We start from the raw sequence: 15,809 nt of genomic DNA, 5'->3' as shown, positions 1-15,809 counted from the left end.
TCATCATGACACAAATGCAACCAGCATTCACCTTTCCGGTCTGCTCCAAGGAGAAGTTCGCCGAGATGACCGGTTTCACTGAGGACTACGTCCAATCCATGATCGAGGCAGGGCGCCTTCCTATCCTGCCGAAAACCGGTCTGCGGCAAAAAGTGGTCATCAACCTCGAAGCGCTTCGGATGGAATGCCATCAAGCAGCACTTGTCTCTCGTTGAGTCTCTGTCATTCAAGGAAAGGCAACCATGTTTGAACAGACTGCATCCAAACAGCATAGCTATGAGGCTGCGTGCGCACTTTTCGCAGCAAGGTACAACCTCGCCGAGGTGGCCAGGTCAGCAGAGATTGGGGAGCAGATGCTGCGCAACAAGCTGAACCCTGACCAGCCGCATCAGCTGACAGCTCGAGATCTGGTTGCCCTCTACCACGCCACCGGTGATGACACCCTGTTTGATGGCCTGCTGTTTGATTGCGGCCTGACTGCCGTTCGTCTCCCTGCCGGCACAGCCAGCGCCCCAGAGGCCCGAGCCATGCAGGCGCTCAATGCGGGCGCCCAGATCCTGGGCGTCACTGCCCAGGCTACCACCCTCCTCGCCGGTGACCGCGTCACCAAATCACACCGAAACACCGTCGTCACCGGCATCTGGGCAGGCATCGAGCACCTTGTGCTGTTGGCCACCGAAGTCGAAGACCGCTTTCACGCCGTTCCTGGTCTTGCGTGTGCTGCCGACATGGCCCGCGCAGCCCTCGGCGCATAGGAGACCAGACCATGAGATTGATTTGCCCCCACTGCGGTTACCACGCGAATACCCGCAACTCCACCAAAATGAGCCCGCTGACAGGCCACGCCTATTACGCCTGCAGCAATGTCGACTGCGGCCACACCTTCAAGGCGGCGTTTGAAATCGTCGGCACCATCAGCCCATCCGCCATGCCCAATCCGGCCATCGTGCTGCCGACCTGCAAGGGCGTGGGAAAAAACTGCAAAACCATGTCGAAGAGCGTCCCGCTCAAGGAGCCAGCATGAAACTTCGCGCCGAGCAGCCGGGGCTGATCCCGCTGCCTTTTCTGCTGTTCAACCGCGCCACCGTCGTCACCAGCGGCGACGAGCCGGTGATGCGCAATACCACCCGTTTCGACGGCAGTTATCTGGAAGACAGCCAGGGCCGCCGCGGCGCGCTGCGCTTCCAGCCGTGCCATCAACCTCGCCCGCACTGGCTGACCAAGCTGCTGCAGGCATAACCGGAGGGCCTCCCCATGAACACAGCACAGGTTTTCGAGCTCGTTCAACAACCCAGCGCCGCAGAAGTGGCGCTGGCAGAGATGCGCGCCAAGTTCGGCCGCAATGGGGCGGCCAGCCGCTGGTCACGCCTGCCGACCCGGGCCCGCGCCGTCATCTGCTACGCCGCCGGGGTGTCGACCACCCTCGCCGGGCAGGCGCTGGACCAGTTCGACTTTGAGCAACAGGAGGCGATCCGCCTCGCTCTGGGGGAGCTGCTGGCGACCCTGCACGAGTTTGATGGCGGCGTGCTGCACCGCCGCGAATGGCACCGCACCACCCGCCGCATTGAGGGGCCGACCCGCAGCGAGCAGGAACAGGCAGAACACGAGAACAAGCGCCGGGCCGAGCTCAACGAGCAGGCCGGCATTTTGGAAAGCCGCATGGCGGTAGTGAGAAAGGTGGCCGGAAGCGGCCAATAAAAAACCCCGCTATCGGTGCGCCAACACCAGCGGGGCTTTCAATCAATCAACGAGGTAAACCTCATGAACAATCTTACAGCAGAACAGGCGATCCGCAAAGTCGCGAACAGCCTCATTAATACCCACCGCCCCCAGCTGGGGGCATGCCACAGCCTCGCCGTCGAGGCGAGCCTTGAGGCGCTGGCCGAACTGGCCGACGAGCTGGCCCTGCTCGACATCTACGCCGAGCTGACCAAGCGCCTCGAGATCCTGCAGGGTGGCCAGCGGCCGCCGGTGCTGGTTGGCAGCACTCCATCCGGGGATCTCGCTTTCCTCAAGCTGTTCAACGAGTTCGCCATCGCCAACCCTCAAGCCGCCGACGAATGGCTGTTTACCGATGCCAAGGGCTGCTTTACATGGCAGGACGATGAGCAGGGACTGGTATTCATGCCGCCAGAGGTTGAAGTCGAGCAGTTGGCTGATGGTGACCTGCCGTTTATGGAAGGCCTGCACATCATCGGCGTGGATATGGTCAGCGGCCAAGATAGCACCGTGGTATTCCAGCCGCCCTTTGCCCACGCGCTGAAAGGCGGTGCCCAATGATCGCCATCACCAGCAAGCACACCGCCCAATCCCCTGCCGATGCTGTCGCCTACCTGGTGCGCCATGGCTACATCAAAGTGCGCGGTCACTGGCTCAGAGGCCAGCGCCACGCCGCCCGTATCGAAACCCTGGCCTCTGGCCGCGCCTGTGTATTGGAAGGAGTAGCAGCATGAGCAAGACCATCATGACCCTGGCCTGCCTGAAACAGTGGATAGCCGAGAACGAAGCGCGCCTGGTACCCACTGCCCCGCTCTGCTGCTGCGGCGAACTGGGGATCTCCATCCGTGTCGAGGCTGGCCATGTCGCCATTGACGAGCCGGATTACAGCCAAGTCGAAGGGGGTGCCCTGTGACTGACGACCTGTTCGAGCTTGAAGCCCCGCAAGATGCTCTGGGTACCACAGAGGCAGGTCCCGCCAATATGCAGCCACCGGCGCCGGTCAGCCCACTGACCAAGTACTGGGAAGTGGAGCTGGAAGAGTTCAACACCTCGGGCCGTGATGCCTGTAGAAACCGCGACATCACCCGGGAGCTGCTGGCACTTGGCGCCATCCGCGCCGTGTATTGGCTGGCGCTGGGCGCTGCCGAGGTCGCGCTGGCCAAAGAGATCGCCGAGTGGTGGGCCGAGTGCGAGCCACTCCACGGACTGGGGGAGACCATCAAATGATCCACGACTTCTGGCTTGATGCCATGTTGAGCGACGCAGCGCGCCGCCGGGAATACCAACTCGAATTGCTGGATGCCCGCCGCCGTCCTTGCCGCCCCCACAGCTATATCAAAACCCTGCTGATCATGGTGCGCGCAGCCCGCCGCTGCGAGCGCCAATCTGCCGCCCGTCTGCGCCAGTCATACAACGGAGGCGCCATCTAATGACCCACCAAAAACCAGCCGGGCTTGCCCCGACTTTGGGCCTCCTGCGCCCTGCAAACAGCCTTTCCGCCGTACAAATGGTCACCCTGGAGCCCTGCACCAAGTGCAAGCAGACCGCCGTGTGCATGCCGGTAGCTGGCCGCCACGGTCGTCGATCTTATCCCTATTGCGTCGAACGCTGCTGGCCGCTGGCCCGCGCCGCCAGTGAAACCGTGGTGAAGGCCGCCCCTGCTGCCCGCCCCTCGATGTTGTGCAGCTGCTGCGGCGATTTCAGCCACGTACGCCCAGTCATCCTGTCCGGCAACCGCATGACCAGCCTGTTTTTCTGCGAAACCACCTGCTGGTCTGATCGGCTGGCAACCCTCGACATGGTACCGACCTGCACCCAGTGCGGCCGCTACCTGCAACCCAACGAGTATGTGAACGGCAAGTGCGGGGTGTGCAAGTGAACGAACCCATCAACAACCTGCAGGGCATCCAGCTGCCACAGCACTACCTGGTCGGCCACCATGCCATCAATATGGCCGGCGCTGCCGAGCAACTGGCCCGCGTCGAGTGGCACGTTGCCAAGCCGCTGGCCAAGACCTACCTGCACCGCTACCCCGCCAACCCGAAAACCGCCAATGTCTGGCTGCGCCGCATCGTTGACGTGTGCGCCGCTGCGCAAAGCCGGTTCCCGATCCCGGTGGTCGACCTGCGCAACGACATGCGCCGCGAACTGGTCGCCGCCGAGTGGGCGCGCCGCTGCCAGCAACTGCTGAACACCGGCGCCAACGAGCGCACCGCCGCAGAGCTGCTGGCTGACCTTGGATCTCAGGCACAGGCTTGGCACTTCTGCCCCACCTTGCCGGTTCACCCCCGCACCCGCGCCGAACGCCTGCTGGAAAGACCGCTGACCGACGCAGAGCGGGCCAATCTGGCCCCTGCCGTAGACAAGTTCGAGGGCGATGCCGCCAGCCTGCTGGTGCGCCTGCTCGATGAGTCCTGGTGGCTGCGCAAGATTAACCGCGCCTGGGCCATCTATTGCGAGCTGATCGCTATCCTCACCGGCCAGGTGCGCAAAGGGGTCAGCCCCTACGCCAGCGCCCACGCAGTGCGCGAGTTCACCCAGCGCAAAGCGGCCCAGCGGGCATGGATGGAGAGCATGAGCGCCGTCAACGAGGAGCTGGGGCAAGAAATCGATCTGACTGACGCCATCATGGCATCCGTAGCCAACCCCGAGATCCGCCGTCATGAACTGATGGTGCGCATGCGCGGCTTTGAAGACATGGCACAGGAACAGGGCAAGCTGGGCCTGTTCCTGACCTTGACCGCCCCATCCAGCTATCACGCCTGGCGAGTGGGTAAACAGGACAAGGCCAAGACCTACCAGAACGAAGACTTCAACAACGCGACCCCGACCGAGACAAACCGCCTGCTGTGCAAACAGTGGGCCCGCTTTCGTGCCGCACTGGCGCGGGAAAAGGTCGGGGCCTTTGGCTTTCGAGTAGTGGAACCACACCACGACGCCACCCCGCACTGGCACTGCCTACTGTTCATCAACCCGGAACATCAGCACGTCTTTCTGACCCTGCTGGCCTTCCACTTCACCGCCGCCGAACGAGACGAGTTGAAAATGCCCAACGGTGCCGAGCTGAACGCTTTGGCAGAGTCGCGCATCCGTAACAAGTTGCCGCACATCAAGAGCCTGCTCGACATCACTGACAAGCAAACCATCAAGGCCATCAACCCCAGGGTGAACTGGAAAGAGATAGACCCGACCAAGGGCAGCGCCACCGGCTATATCGCCAAATACATCGCCAAGAATATCGACGGCCACAAGGTCGGGATGGACTACGAGGCCGAAGCGCCGGTCGACCATACCACCATCGCGGTGGCGGCCTGGGCGAGCTGCTGGCGCATCCGCCAGTTTCAGCAGATCGGCGGCCCTGCCGTGAGCGTGTGGCGCGAGCTGCGCCGCCTGGGTGACGACGTGATCGAATGGGACTGTGTGCTGGAATTAGCCCGCCATGCGGCTAGAAACGCCCGCTGGGGCGACTTCATCAACGCCATGGGCGGCATAGATGCCCCACGCAAAGAGCACCTGATCCGCCTATCCAAGCGCATGGACGAAGCCGCCAACAAATACGGCGAAGATGTGATCAAGCTGCTGGGGCTGATCACCGACGTCGGCATGACCACGGCCGTCACCCGCACCGAAGGCTGGCAGATAGTGCGCAAGGGGGCAGTGGTGCAGGGTTTGGGCGAGCAGCGCGAGCATGCAGTGGGCGAGCGCAGCGAGTTGACCTTGAGCAGCGGCAGCTGCGCCCCTTGGAGTTCTTTCAATAACTGTACGGAAGGATCCAAATCAGGGGTTAAAGGATCAACTCTGGCTAAAGAGTTGAGCCGTATGGGTCTCGATGCGAGCAACGCCGCCCTGCTGCAACACGGCAGCATCATCAATGCCGGTGGCCAGTACGTGCGCCTGGTCAGCGATCGGCTGATTGTGACCCGTCGCTGGCCTGGTGCTGGCGATGCCGTGGCCGACCAGCTGACCGCCGAGGTCGAGGCCGAACAGGCCCGCAACCGGGCCGCCAGCAGCGACAAGCTGAAGCAACAGGTCCGCGAGCTGATGCACTCCGGCGGCAACGTCACCGAATGGCTGGCCGCCATGCCGCTGGCGCAGGCCGAAGAGGCGATCGCCATCGTCACCCGCCTGCTGGATGACGAAGAAGACCGGGGCCGCTATCAGCCCAGCGAACAGGAGCAAGCCCGCGTCGCGAGCATGCAAGCCGACAACGGCCGCCACGAAGCGGAGATTGCCAAGGCGCGGGCGCGCCTGGGATTTAACTGAGGGAATGAAGATGAGAAACGTAATGCTGGATCTGGAAACCATGGGCAAAGGCCCCCGCGCGGCCATCGTCACCATAGGGGCAGTGTTCTTTGACCCGATGACCGGTGAACTGGGCGCCGAGTTCGAGGCGCATATTCACCTGAGTGACAGTGCCAGATTCGGGGAAATGGACCCTGACACCGTGCTGTGGTGGATGCAACAAAGCGATGAGGCTCGGTATGCAATTGCCTACGACCAAGGAGAGGCTCGCCGTATTTCACTGCTTGAAGGGATACAAACATTCGAGGAGTGGATTCGGGAGAACATGGGAAGCCCTGAGTTTTACCCGTTTGTTCGGCCTTACATATGGGGGAATGGGGCTGGATTTGACTGCACCATCATGGCGAATGCCTATACAGCTCTTGGTCCTGTTGGTCTCGAGTCTTGGAACGGATTCCAGGATAGGGACGTTCGTACAGTCGTTGACATGGGCCGTCATCTGCTGGGCTTTGACCCAAAGAAAGATATGCCATTCGAGGGTGTGGCCCATCGTGCGCTGGACGATGCCAAGCATCAGGCCCGCTACGTCAGCGCCATCTATCAGCGGATACAGGCAGCAATGAACGGCTGCGGCATGGTAGGGGGTGCGGCATGAAAACTATCAACTGGAATCAGGCCTCCGAACTGGGCCTTATCGTTCGCATCAACCGCGAGATCCTGCACCCGTTGGGGCTGGCAATGTGCCGCAATCCGGAGAACGGGGCATCGGATATGCTGCTGGTGAGTCCGGATGGGATATGGGAGTACGACCAGCAGCTTATGGCCAATGCGCCAACGGTCAGCGAAGAAGAAGCTCGGGCAAAAATTGCAGAGTGGACTAAGGAGCTGCAGGCATGACAGATACCATCACTCGCGCCGACGTCGAACGCCTGCAACCGCATTGCCTGCGGCTCTGGCCCATCATCCAACAGCACCCGCCGGGATCGGCGGGTCGCAAGGCCATCACCCACGAACTCAATGGCCTGCCGGCCGCCGACCGCCACATCTGCGATCTGTTGCTCGACCGGATGGAACGGGTCATCCGGTTCGAGGATGCCTGGTTCCCCTTCTACCCGGGCGAGGTCGGCACCCTCACCCCACCGGTGAAAGCCAAGCGGGTGCTGCCAACCGGCCCCACCGCCAAGCAGGTATGGAAGGACACCCGGGCGCGGCAGGGTGCGTTTGCCAGAGAGAACACAAGATGAGCAAACCAAAGGACGCGAAAACCAGAAAGCAGGCGCAGCGATCAAGAGACGCGGCGCTCGGTATCAAGCGGGTAGAGATGCGGCTCTCCATCCGCGAACGCGAACAACTGGAAACCCTGCGCAGTGCTCGAGCCGGATCCGGTGAACCCTACAGCGCCGACGAGTACATCAGCACCCTGCTGCGCCGCGACTGGGAACGCTGGCAGCAACAACAAGCAGAGCTGGCCGAGCAGACCTGCCAGAACTGCGAATGCGCTCTGCCTGCTGGATGCGGCGGTGCATTCAAAGGGCTGCAAGAGTGCTGGCACACCCAGGGCGACAAGACGATAGCGCTATAAGAGCCAAAACGCGAAATGTGTCCGGTCACGCTATACAAGTCATGACCGAGCATGCACCATGACGTATATAAGACTCAGGAGGAGTTCATGGATACATATCCCAAAAGAGTTCGGGACAGCATCATTCCATTATCTGTTGGAAGTACATTGCCTGAAGCGTTTGAAGAATGGTCCTTCACCGAACACACCGAGGATCACGAGCAACCAATAGAAACCTGTCAGTTATGCGGGCAGGAATTGCTGCGTTACCACTTCGAGATCAGAAACAGCCTCACAAGAGCAAGCCTCTTGGTAGGTTCACATTGCATATTGAAGTTTGGGCTGTCGGTTTTCGAAGATGGCCGGAAATTATCTGAACGTGAAGCCAAGAAAAAACTGACGCGGCTGACACAGAAAATGCAGCAAGAGTCCTGTATTCGTGCCCTGGAAAATCTCGCCAGCAAAGAACAAAACGAAATTTTAAGCAAGGCGCTCGATTACTACAGAAAACATCACTATCTGACCCCAAAATTTGCATTTGTCGTATTGTGGCGCCTCAATAGCACCAAAATTGACTACAACCCATCATTTTTCAAAGTCGCGCTCAAAAGGTCACAACACAAAGACGACCTTAAGGGAATGGAGCTGAGTCGCGTTCATGTTATATGGCCAGCACTAAGTTCATCGCAACGAGACATGGCTATGAGCTTCGGGCATACCCAGCCCACAAAAGTGGCCTGACCACAAACGCGCGAAACGCTAAATGTGTCCGGTCACCTCGCCGCCATTGTGGCCGGTAACACTTGATAAAAAGCGCCCCGTTTTGTGCCTGATAGAAAAATCAGATACAAACGGGGCGAGTCGTTTTACTCACCGCTGAGTATTTGCTCTCCCAGAATGCGGGAGCCGCAAAAGTGAAAGGATCTGACGGAAAGTGAAGGATCGCAAAAAGGATCCAAAACACCGCGCGCGGCCAATGCTGGCGCGGGGAGCCGATACCCGCCCCCAGTCGTTCACCTGCATGGAAATCGACACATAAAGCGCGCAGGCGAGGCGGGGTCTTGCGGCGCGCTCTCGCTGCGCGGCAGGGTCCCAACCCATCAGCAGGCCACGCCAGCGAGCGCAGGGCGCACGTGCAGGATCCGGCCTTGCGGCTGCGTGGGTTTGAGGGGCGATAGCACAGCGGGCCGCTGGTGCGCGTATGTAGGGGGTGAATGCGGCAAGGTCTGAGCCTTGGCCAGTCAGGTGCTGCCTGACCAGTGACGGGGCAAAAGAAAACCCCGCCTGATGGCGGGGTGGTCGGGATGGGTTGGCCGGGTCAGCGCAGCTGATCACTCTGGCTGGCCTGCTCGGTACCGGCGGCGAGCTTGTACGGGTTGAACCGGATGATCTCTTCCCCTGCCCAGTCGTTCATCGCCAGCAGGCTGGCCTTGATGCTGTCGATCTCGTTGACGTCGAACACCTGGGCGGCCTCCGTCACATTGCCAAACCCGCCAGTGCTGTTCGGCATCACCCCCATCAGCTGGGGCGGAACCCGATGGGTGGCCAGCTGGTCATCCCGGCTCACGTTCTTGATGCTCAAGAAGTCATCCTTGGCCGCTACCTCGGCCACCGGGATCAGCTTGACCCCATCCTTGCTGCCGCCCGGCGTGTAGAGCAGCAGGTTGCGAAAGTTGCCGGGGCCCTTGCTCTGGCGCAGCGCCTCCTTGAGCTTGGCAATATCCCCCTCGTTCTGCACCGCATCGGTGATGTGCATGATGAAGCCGGCATGGCTGCCGTTCTCATAGTACCGGCGACGAAACAGGGTGGCCGACTCGTTCAGCAGTGTCGAATTCAATCCGCCCACATAGTCGGGGATGCCGTAAATCTCCTGGTTGATATCGCTCTCCATCACATGACCCACCCGACCGGCGGGCAGCTCCTGCTCCTGCCCCGGCTGGGCAATCCACCAATAGGTGGCCATATCCAGCCCACGCCGGGTGTACTTGGCACGCAGATGGTCATAGCGCAGCACCCCGCCGATCCGGTTCTGCACCACCTGCAGATACCCGTTGCCAAAAATCAGATAGTCCAGCGCCAGCCCGGTGAAGCCCGCCAGACTCAGTTTCGGATGAGGGATGAAGCAGGAGCGCAAGATGTTGCGCTTAACCTGAATGGCAGAGGCATGATGCACACCGGCCCGATAGACCCGCGACAGCCCATTGAGGGAGAGCGGCGGCTCATACCAGCGACCGTTGTGCATTGACTCCAGGTAATCGAATACCTCCCGCTGCGATAAAACCGGTACCGGCTCGCCAAAGGTGAATGCCTCCATGGATCTTCCGGGTTGTTGGGTTGCCATCACCGGTGGCGTGGGGGATGAAGAGGGTCGACGAGTACGGCGTTTGCTCATTAGAAAAACTCCATAGAACTGGTATTGGCACCGTTGGCACCTGCCAGCGGCTCATGTAAAAGGGCCTGCATCGTTGCCCAGGCAATATCGGCGTGGCTGATCTCCTCGGAGCGGCTGGCCTCAAAGGTCGGCATCCTGCCGCTAGCCGTTAACCCTCGACGGATACTCATAAACGCTTGGGCCAAGTCAGTAAAACCGCTGTCAAACTCCAGCCGCCCCTTGTTCATCACATCCTGCGCCTTCATCACCATCTGCATTTTTACGTTGGCGCTGTACTGAATTGCAGTCACCGCGGGATAGAACTGGCGCACCAATTGCAAAACGCCCTCCCCGATACCCGTTGAGTCGATGCCGATATAGGTAACGTTGTAGCGATCGCACATGGCCCGGATGGCCTTAGCCTGCGCATCAAAGTCCATCCCGCTCCAGCGGTGGCGCTCCAGCACCCGGAACTTGCCACCGGGTACCGCCGGCGGGGCCAGCACGGCGCAGCCGGCGCTATCACCCTTACCGCCCTTGGCCGGGTCATAACCGATCCACACAGCGCGGTTGCCAAGTGGACGCAATGCGTGAGGTTTGTAGTCCTCCCACAACTCCCAGCTGTCGACCATACAGCGCTGCAGGGTAGCGAGCGGGAACACGCTGGCCGTGTCGTCCATGAACTCGCACATCAGCAGGTTGCTGTATTCATCATCGGAATACTCGCTGCGCAGCTGATCCAGGTCGAACAGATCGCAGCCGCCGCGCACAGCATCCTCGACCGTGACAATCTGTCGCCACTGGCCATCGGCGCACAGCTTGCCGCCAGACAGGTTGGCGTGGCTCAAGTCTATTTCGACCCGATCGGCCTTGGCCTTGCCTCGGTTGAAGTTGGCGCCGGACCAGAACGCATAGGCGGGATGGGAAAGGCTGGACGGGGTGGAAATGTAGGTCTGGCGCCACTTCTTGTGCATCGCCATGCCGGAGGCCACCTTGCGGAACTCCAGGAAGCCATGGATCCAGAAGTACTCATCCATGTAGATGTTGCCGTGGTAGCTCTGGGCGGTGCGGGCGTTGGTACCGAGGAAGTAGAGGTGCGCCCCGTTCGGTAGCACCATGGGGTCGCCCTTGAGCTCCACCCCCTCCTCCTTGGCAAACTGGATGATGTACTGCTTGAACACATGGGCCTGCGCCTTGCTGGCAGACAAGAAAATCTGATTACGCCCGGTCACCAGGGCATCAATGAACGCCTCGAAGGCAAAGAAGTAAGTGGCCCCAATCTGGCGCGACTTGAGCAGATCGCGGATCCGGTGCAGCTTGCCAGCTTCGTACCAGGTGCGCTGGTAACCGAACATGGTCGACTCGAACCGCTCGATTAACCGCTCTTGCTGCTCGGGCTCTACCACATTGCGCTCGGGCGCCTTCTTCGGCCCCTTGTTGCGGTTCGCCACCTTGGGATTGAGGTCGGTTTCATTGCCGCCATTGCTGTATTTGTTGACCCGGGCGATGCGCTCCAACTGCCTGCCAAGCAGGTCAATCTCCTTGAAGTCGCCGCCGCTCTTCACATCCTTGGCGATCAACTGGCACATCCGCGCCTCAATGGCGAAGTCGACCCGGTCAATGGGTTTGATGTCATCCCAGCCGTCGCGCTTCTTCCAGGTCGAGACTGTCCCCTCCGGCGTCTGCAGCAATTCAGCAATGGCGCGGAGCGGGTAGCCCTGAAAGAACAGGTGCATGGCCTGCCGTCTGGGTTCGATATGGGGGAAAAGTAAGGGTGCTGTCGTCATGGCGCCAGTCTACCCAGCCGCTACCGCTCCAAACTCCACCGCGCCAGTGTGCCAGCGCCGTACACACTGGCCGCCGATTGCACGATCCCGCCTGTCACCCAGACCATAACCGCGACATCACCACCCAATCACCAAAGGGATCCCAGCTCATGGCGAAGAAAGCAAAATTCAAGCGCGTCGCGGTGGCAGGCCAAACCACCGACGGCCGCACCATCGCGCCGGAATGGCTCACCCAGGCAGCCAAAAACTACAACCGCGAAAAGTACGGCGCCCGCGTCAACCTCGAACACTACCTCAGCCCGTTCCCTGATAGCGATTTTCGCGCCTATGGCGACGTGCTCTCCGTCTATGCCGAAGAGGTCGAGATCGACGGCAAAAAGAAAATGGCCCTGTTCGCCGATATCGACCCGACCGAAGACCTGATCAAACTCAACAAAGCCCGCCAGAAGGTTTACACCTCCGTCGAGCTGGATCTGGACTTTGCCGGTACCGGCGAGGCCTACCTGGTAGGTCTTGCAGTGACCAACACCCCCGCAAGCCTCGGTACCGAATACCTCCAGTTCTGCGCCGGTGCTGGTGACAAAAGTCCGCTGGCAGCGCGCAAGCAAAAATCGACCAACCTGTTTACCTGCGCCATCGAAACCGAGGTCGAATTCACCGAAGAGGGCGACAAAGGCCCAGGCCTGCTGGAACGGGTCACCGCGCTGTTCTCCACCCACAAGAAGCAATCCACCGCCGATCTCAGCGATGTGCACCAGGCCGTCGAGACAGTCGCGAAAGAAGTGACCAGCCTCGATGCCGACCTGCAGAAGAAGTTCACCGAGCAGGCCCAGACCATCACCGAACTGACCAGCCAGCAGGAAGCCACCGCCAAGGCGCTGGCCGCCCTCACCGCCAACCTGGAAGGCCAGGAAGATTTCAGCCACAAACGCCAGCCAGCCACCGGTAGCGATGGCACCACCATTCAAACCGACTGCTAAGGACCATGCCCAATGCGTAACGAAACCCGCCAGAAGTTCAACGAGTTCACCGGCCAGGTGGCCAAACTCAACGCCGTATCCAGCGCCGCGGTGCAGTTCAACGTGCAGCCGAGCGTCCAGCAGACCCTGGAAACCAAAATGCAGGAATCGGTCGAATTCCTGAAAATGATCCAGATCATCCATGTCACAGAGATTAAGGGAGAGAAAGTTGGCATCGACATCGCCGGCACCATTGCAGGCCGCACCGATACCAGCACCAACGTTCGTGAACCCAACGACCCCAGCACGCTCTATTCCAATGAATACGAGTGTGCCAAGACCAACTACGACACCAGCCTCCCTTACAACAAACTGGATATCTGGGCCAAGTTCCCCGACTTCCAGACCCGTATCCGCGATGCCATCCTCAAACGGCAGGGGCTCGACCGCATCATGATTGGCTGGAATGGCGTCGCCGTGGAGAAGAACACCAACCGTCAGACCAACCCGCTGCTGCAAGACGTGAACAAAGGCTGGCTGTATCACATCCGTGAAGAAGCCCCGGCAAAAGTGATGGATGAAGGCGAACCGGGCTCCGGCAAGATCTATGTCTATCAGCCGAAGAACGACGCAGACACCAAGGAAGGCGACTACCACAACCTCGATGCGCTGGTATTCGATGCCGTCAACGAGGCTATCGCCCCCTGGTATCAGGACGACACCGATCTGGTTGCCATCTGCGGTCGCAAACTGCTGGCCGATAAATACTTCCCCATCATCAACAACGCTGACAACAACCAGGACAAGCTGGCCGGTCAAGTGCTGGTGAGCCAAAAGCAGATCGGTAACCTGCCAGCGGTGCGCGTCCCCTTCTTCCCGGACAATGCCATTCTCATCACCAAGCTGAAAAACCTCTCCATCTACCCGCAGGAAGGTGCCCGCCGCCGCCATATCGCGGAAGAACCTCACCGCGACCGTGTCGTCAACTACGAAAGCTCCAACGACGCCTATGTGGTCGAGGATTACGACTGCGTCGCCCTGATTGAAAACATCGTCATCGGGCCGAAACCGGCCGCTGGCGGTTAAGGGGGATACATGACATCACCTGCCCGTCGCAACCGCGAACGCAAACTGGCCGCCCTGCAAGGGGCGACCAACCCTCAGTTCGACCAACAACGCGCCAACGCCTACGAGCTGCAACTGATGCAACTGGCCGAACACCGCCGCACCCTCAAAGGCATCCAGAGCATCGAGCGCAAGATCGACGCCAAGCGCCCCATGTTGGCCGTCTACAAACCCTGGATTGATGGCCTGCTGGCCGCCGATCGGGGCGGACAAGATGACGTCCTGGTGACCGTCATGCTCTGGACCCTCGACACCGGCGATCTGGAAGGGGCCCTTCCCATGGCGTCCTACGTGATCCGCCATGGCCTGAGTACCCCGGACCGCTACGAGCGCACCGCCGCCACCATGATCGCCGAAGAGGTGGCCGACACCGCCATCAAGCAGCAAGAGGCTGGCGCAGGCCCAACCTGCGAGCTGCTCACCGCTTACCTCAGTCTGCTGGCCGACTGCGACATCTTCGATCAGGTGCGCGCCAAGCTGCACAAGGCGGTTGGCCGCGCCTGCTACGCCGAAGGGCTCAAGCAGCAAGCCGCCGAGCACTACCGCCGAGCCATCGAACTGCACGACAAGGTCGGCATCAAGAAAGAGCTCGAAGTGCTCGAGCGTGAACTGAAAAAAGAACAGCAGCCCGACGCCCAAGGCGGCGGCAGCTAACCGAGCGAACCCCGCACCCTGGGCGGCTCGGGCCTGACGAATGCCAGCGGCATACCAGACGGCCCGACCACCGCCCAACCTGCGGATAAACAGACACAGGAGCACCATGAGCACCGGATTCATTGCCACAGCACCGACCGCGCCAGATGAAGGGGAGATAGCCAACAGCCCCTTCTGGCCCGCGATCTCGCTGGCTGACCTGCGCGAGACAGTCCGGCTTGATGGCACAGTCACCACCGCCCGCCTCAAACATGCAGTGGTCGACGCCATCACCAGCGTCAACCGGGATCTGGCAGATTGGCGCAGTGCCCGTCAGGTAGAAGGCCACGCCACCCTGGCCGCTGTCCCGATCGAGGTCATCAACAACGAATCGGTACACCTGCACAGCTACCGGCGCGCCGTCTATGCCATGACCCGCGCCAACCTGCTAGAGCGTTACACCGACTACAGCGCCACTGGTGACGGCGTCAAAGGGGCGGATGCCAAAGTCATCAGCTCTGACGACCTCTACCGGGATGCCCGCTTTGCCATCCGCGACATCCTCGGCACCACCCATAACACGGTGGAGCTGATCTGATGCGACTGCGCAGCCAGCAGGGCGACACCCTCGATCTCATCCTGTTCCGGCACTACGGCTACACCGCAGGCATCACCGAGCAAGTGCTCGAACTCAACCCCGGTTTGGCCGCGCTCGGCCCCATCCTCCCGACCGGAACCCTCATCAACATGCCAGCGGCCCCCACCCAGGCCGAGCAGCCGCTGATCCAGCTATGGGACTGACCATGAGCCGCCTCGACGACGAACTCGAACGACTGGCCGACATCAGCGATCAGCAAATCGCTGCTCGCATCCACACCGCCCGCATCAGCGGCACCGGCCCCCACTACTGCATCGACTGCGAAAACCCCATCCCGCAGGCGCGCCGTGAAGCGATCCGGGGCTGCGAGCGCTGCGCCGAGTGCCAGACCATCACCGAATTCCAAACTGCTCGCCACTACGGCGGCAAACGATAACCACAGGAGAGCACGATGCCAGAACCGATCTCATCCAGTGCAGCAACCAGCACCCTCACCGGTCTGGCGCTGCTGTCACTCTTCCCGGGCGTTGACCCCGGCGTCCTGCTCGGTGCATTCGCCGGGGCGCTGGTGTTCATCGCCACCACCGCCGAGCTCGGCAACCTGCGCAAAGCGGGCCTGTTCGTTGCCGCCTTCGTGGCGGGCGCGCTGGCGGCACCGCTGGTTGCCGCCATGCTGGCCAGCGTGCTGCCGCTCAGTGTCGAAGTCCCCAGGGCCGTCGGCGCAATGCTGGCCTCGGCGTTGGCCGTCCACCTGTTGCAGTGGATCCTGCGCAAAACGCCGGAAGACCTGCTCAAACTCCGCAAAGGGGGCTGA

General features: G+C 60.9%; 26 protein-coding genes. 24 read left to right on the top strand and 2 right to left on the bottom strand.

The genetic code is table 11. From position 1 onward, the window contains the following. The first annotated feature begins 5 nt into the window (after positions 1–5). The 17 genes from E5E97_RS07830 to E5E97_RS07750 all read left to right on the top strand — a co-directional run bounded on the left by E5E97_RS07830 (position 6) and on the right by E5E97_RS07750 (position 8,263). Positions 6–215, top strand: a complete 210-nt coding sequence (locus E5E97_RS07830) for a regulator for prophage (protein WP_048209136.1) — start codon at positions 6–8, stop codon at positions 213–215. Positions 216–242: 27 nt separating this feature from the next. Then, positions 243–755 carry a phage regulatory CII family protein gene (locus E5E97_RS07825; RefSeq protein ID WP_171280116.1) on the top strand — a complete coding sequence of 171 codons (513 nt, stop codon included), beginning with the start codon at positions 243–245 and terminating at the stop codon, positions 753–755. A gap of 11 nt (positions 756–766) precedes the next feature. Continuing rightward, on the top strand, positions 767–1,024 hold the full coding sequence (locus E5E97_RS07820; RefSeq protein ID WP_139738068.1) for an ogr/Delta-like zinc finger family protein: 258 nt from the start codon (positions 767–769) through the stop codon (positions 1,022–1,024). Then, complete coding sequence (locus E5E97_RS07815; protein ID WP_104455397.1) at positions 1,021–1,239, top strand: hypothetical protein; 219 nt, start codon at positions 1,021–1,023, stop codon at positions 1,237–1,239. Before E5E97_RS07820 ends, E5E97_RS07815 begins: the two co-directional genes overlap by 4 nt. 15 nt (positions 1,240–1,254) lie before the next feature. Next, a complete protein-coding gene (locus E5E97_RS07810) occupies positions 1,255–1,698 on the top strand; it encodes a hypothetical protein (RefSeq protein WP_171280115.1) in 444 nt (147 codons plus the stop codon). Positions 1,699–1,761: 63 nt separating this feature from the next. Then, on the top strand, positions 1,762–2,280 hold the full coding sequence (locus E5E97_RS07805) for a hypothetical protein (RefSeq protein ID WP_171280114.1): 519 nt from the start codon (positions 1,762–1,764) through the stop codon (positions 2,278–2,280). After that, entirely contained in the window at positions 2,277–2,453 is a 177-nt protein-coding gene (locus E5E97_RS07800) for a hypothetical protein (protein ID WP_170921841.1), read from the top strand. Before E5E97_RS07805 ends, E5E97_RS07800 begins: the two co-directional genes overlap by 4 nt. Beyond that, positions 2,450–2,632: a hypothetical protein gene (locus E5E97_RS07795; RefSeq protein WP_171280113.1), complete on the top strand. Its 183-nt coding sequence runs from the start codon at positions 2,450–2,452 to the stop codon at positions 2,630–2,632. Before E5E97_RS07800 ends, E5E97_RS07795 begins: the two co-directional genes overlap by 4 nt. Further along, positions 2,629–2,946 carry a hypothetical protein gene (locus E5E97_RS07790; RefSeq protein ID WP_171280112.1) on the top strand — a complete coding sequence of 106 codons (318 nt, stop codon included), beginning with the start codon at positions 2,629–2,631 and terminating at the stop codon, positions 2,944–2,946. Before E5E97_RS07795 ends, E5E97_RS07790 begins: the two co-directional genes overlap by 4 nt. Continuing rightward, positions 2,943–3,149 carry a hypothetical protein gene (locus E5E97_RS07785; protein WP_171280111.1) on the top strand — a complete coding sequence of 69 codons (207 nt, stop codon included), beginning with the start codon at positions 2,943–2,945 and terminating at the stop codon, positions 3,147–3,149. The genes E5E97_RS07790 and E5E97_RS07785 overlap by 4 nt, the downstream gene beginning before the upstream one ends. A 77-nt stretch (positions 3,150–3,226) precedes the next feature. After that, the gene (locus E5E97_RS07780) at positions 3,227–3,598 is read left to right on the top strand and encodes a hypothetical protein (RefSeq protein WP_171280110.1); all 372 of its coding nucleotides are present in this window, start codon (positions 3,227–3,229) and stop codon (positions 3,596–3,598) included. Next, positions 3,595–5,982 carry a replication endonuclease gene (locus E5E97_RS07775; protein WP_171280109.1) on the top strand — a complete coding sequence of 796 codons (2,388 nt, stop codon included), beginning with the start codon at positions 3,595–3,597 and terminating at the stop codon, positions 5,980–5,982. Before E5E97_RS07780 ends, E5E97_RS07775 begins: the two co-directional genes overlap by 4 nt. 22 nt (positions 5,983–6,004) lie before the next feature. Further along, entirely contained in the window at positions 6,005–6,616 is a 612-nt protein-coding gene (locus E5E97_RS07770) for a 3'-5' exonuclease (RefSeq protein ID WP_216368137.1), read from the top strand. Next, positions 6,613–6,858 carry a hypothetical protein gene (locus tag E5E97_RS07765; RefSeq protein ID WP_171280107.1) on the top strand — a complete coding sequence of 82 codons (246 nt, stop codon included), beginning with the start codon at positions 6,613–6,615 and terminating at the stop codon, positions 6,856–6,858. The genes E5E97_RS07770 and E5E97_RS07765 overlap by 4 nt, the downstream gene beginning before the upstream one ends. Beyond that, entirely contained in the window at positions 6,855–7,205 is a 351-nt protein-coding gene (locus E5E97_RS07760; RefSeq protein ID WP_171280106.1) for a hypothetical protein, read from the top strand. The genes E5E97_RS07765 and E5E97_RS07760 overlap by 4 nt, the downstream gene beginning before the upstream one ends. Further along, positions 7,202–7,543, top strand: a complete 342-nt coding sequence (locus E5E97_RS07755) for a hypothetical protein (RefSeq protein ID WP_171280105.1) — start codon at positions 7,202–7,204, stop codon at positions 7,541–7,543. The genes E5E97_RS07760 and E5E97_RS07755 overlap by 4 nt, the downstream gene beginning before the upstream one ends. Positions 7,544–7,630: 87 nt before the next feature. Next, a complete protein-coding gene (locus E5E97_RS07750; protein WP_171280104.1) occupies positions 7,631–8,263 on the top strand; it encodes a hypothetical protein in 633 nt (210 codons plus the stop codon). A gap of 577 nt (positions 8,264–8,840) precedes the next feature. Here E5E97_RS07750 and E5E97_RS07745 read toward each other — a convergent pair. Beyond that, a complete protein-coding gene (locus tag E5E97_RS07745; RefSeq protein WP_171280103.1) occupies positions 8,841–9,914 on the bottom strand; it encodes a phage portal protein in 1,074 nt (357 codons plus the stop codon). Beyond that, a complete protein-coding gene (locus E5E97_RS07740; RefSeq protein WP_171280102.1) occupies positions 9,914–11,680 on the bottom strand; it encodes a terminase ATPase subunit family protein in 1,767 nt (588 codons plus the stop codon). Before E5E97_RS07740 ends, E5E97_RS07745 begins: the two co-directional genes overlap by 1 nt. 149 nt (positions 11,681–11,829) lie before the next feature. On the opposite strand from E5E97_RS07740, the gene E5E97_RS07735 reads away from it, so the two are divergent. The 7 genes from E5E97_RS07735 to E5E97_RS07705 all read left to right on the top strand — a co-directional run bounded on the left by E5E97_RS07735 (position 11,830) and on the right by E5E97_RS07705 (position 15,809). Next, entirely contained in the window at positions 11,830–12,660 is an 831-nt protein-coding gene (locus E5E97_RS07735; RefSeq protein ID WP_171280101.1) for a GPO family capsid scaffolding protein, read from the top strand. A 12-nt stretch (positions 12,661–12,672) separates the two neighbouring features. Next, the gene (locus tag E5E97_RS07730) at positions 12,673–13,725 is read left to right on the top strand and encodes a phage major capsid protein, P2 family (protein WP_171280100.1); all 1,053 of its coding nucleotides are present in this window, start codon (positions 12,673–12,675) and stop codon (positions 13,723–13,725) included. 9 nt (positions 13,726–13,734) lie between these two features. Beyond that, entirely contained in the window at positions 13,735–14,418 is a 684-nt protein-coding gene (gene gpM / locus E5E97_RS07725) for a phage terminase small subunit (RefSeq protein WP_171280099.1), read from the top strand. Positions 14,419–14,524: 106 nt separating this feature from the next. Further along, positions 14,525–14,995 (top strand): head completion/stabilization protein, encoded by a 471-nt coding sequence (locus E5E97_RS07720; RefSeq protein ID WP_171280098.1) that lies wholly within the window; start codon positions 14,525–14,527, stop codon positions 14,993–14,995. Further along, positions 14,995–15,198 carry a tail protein X gene (locus tag E5E97_RS07715; RefSeq protein ID WP_171280097.1) on the top strand — a complete coding sequence of 68 codons (204 nt, stop codon included), beginning with the start codon at positions 14,995–14,997 and terminating at the stop codon, positions 15,196–15,198. The genes E5E97_RS07720 and E5E97_RS07715 overlap by 1 nt, the downstream gene beginning before the upstream one ends. Continuing rightward, positions 15,189–15,431, top strand: coding sequence for a TraR/DksA C4-type zinc finger protein (locus tag E5E97_RS07710; protein WP_253265143.1), 243 nt, complete (start codon positions 15,189–15,191; stop codon positions 15,429–15,431). Before E5E97_RS07715 ends, E5E97_RS07710 begins: the two co-directional genes overlap by 10 nt. Before the next feature lie 15 nt (positions 15,432–15,446). Further along, entirely contained in the window at positions 15,447–15,809 is a 363-nt protein-coding gene (locus tag E5E97_RS07705; protein ID WP_017411174.1) for a putative holin, read from the top strand.

The sequence above is a fragment of the Aeromonas sp. 2692-1 genome, from assembly GCF_013085505.1.
GTDB classification, from domain to species: domain Bacteria; phylum Pseudomonadota; class Gammaproteobacteria; order Enterobacterales; family Aeromonadaceae; genus Aeromonas; species Aeromonas hydrophila.
This window is presented reverse-complemented; position numbering and strand designations above follow the sequence as displayed.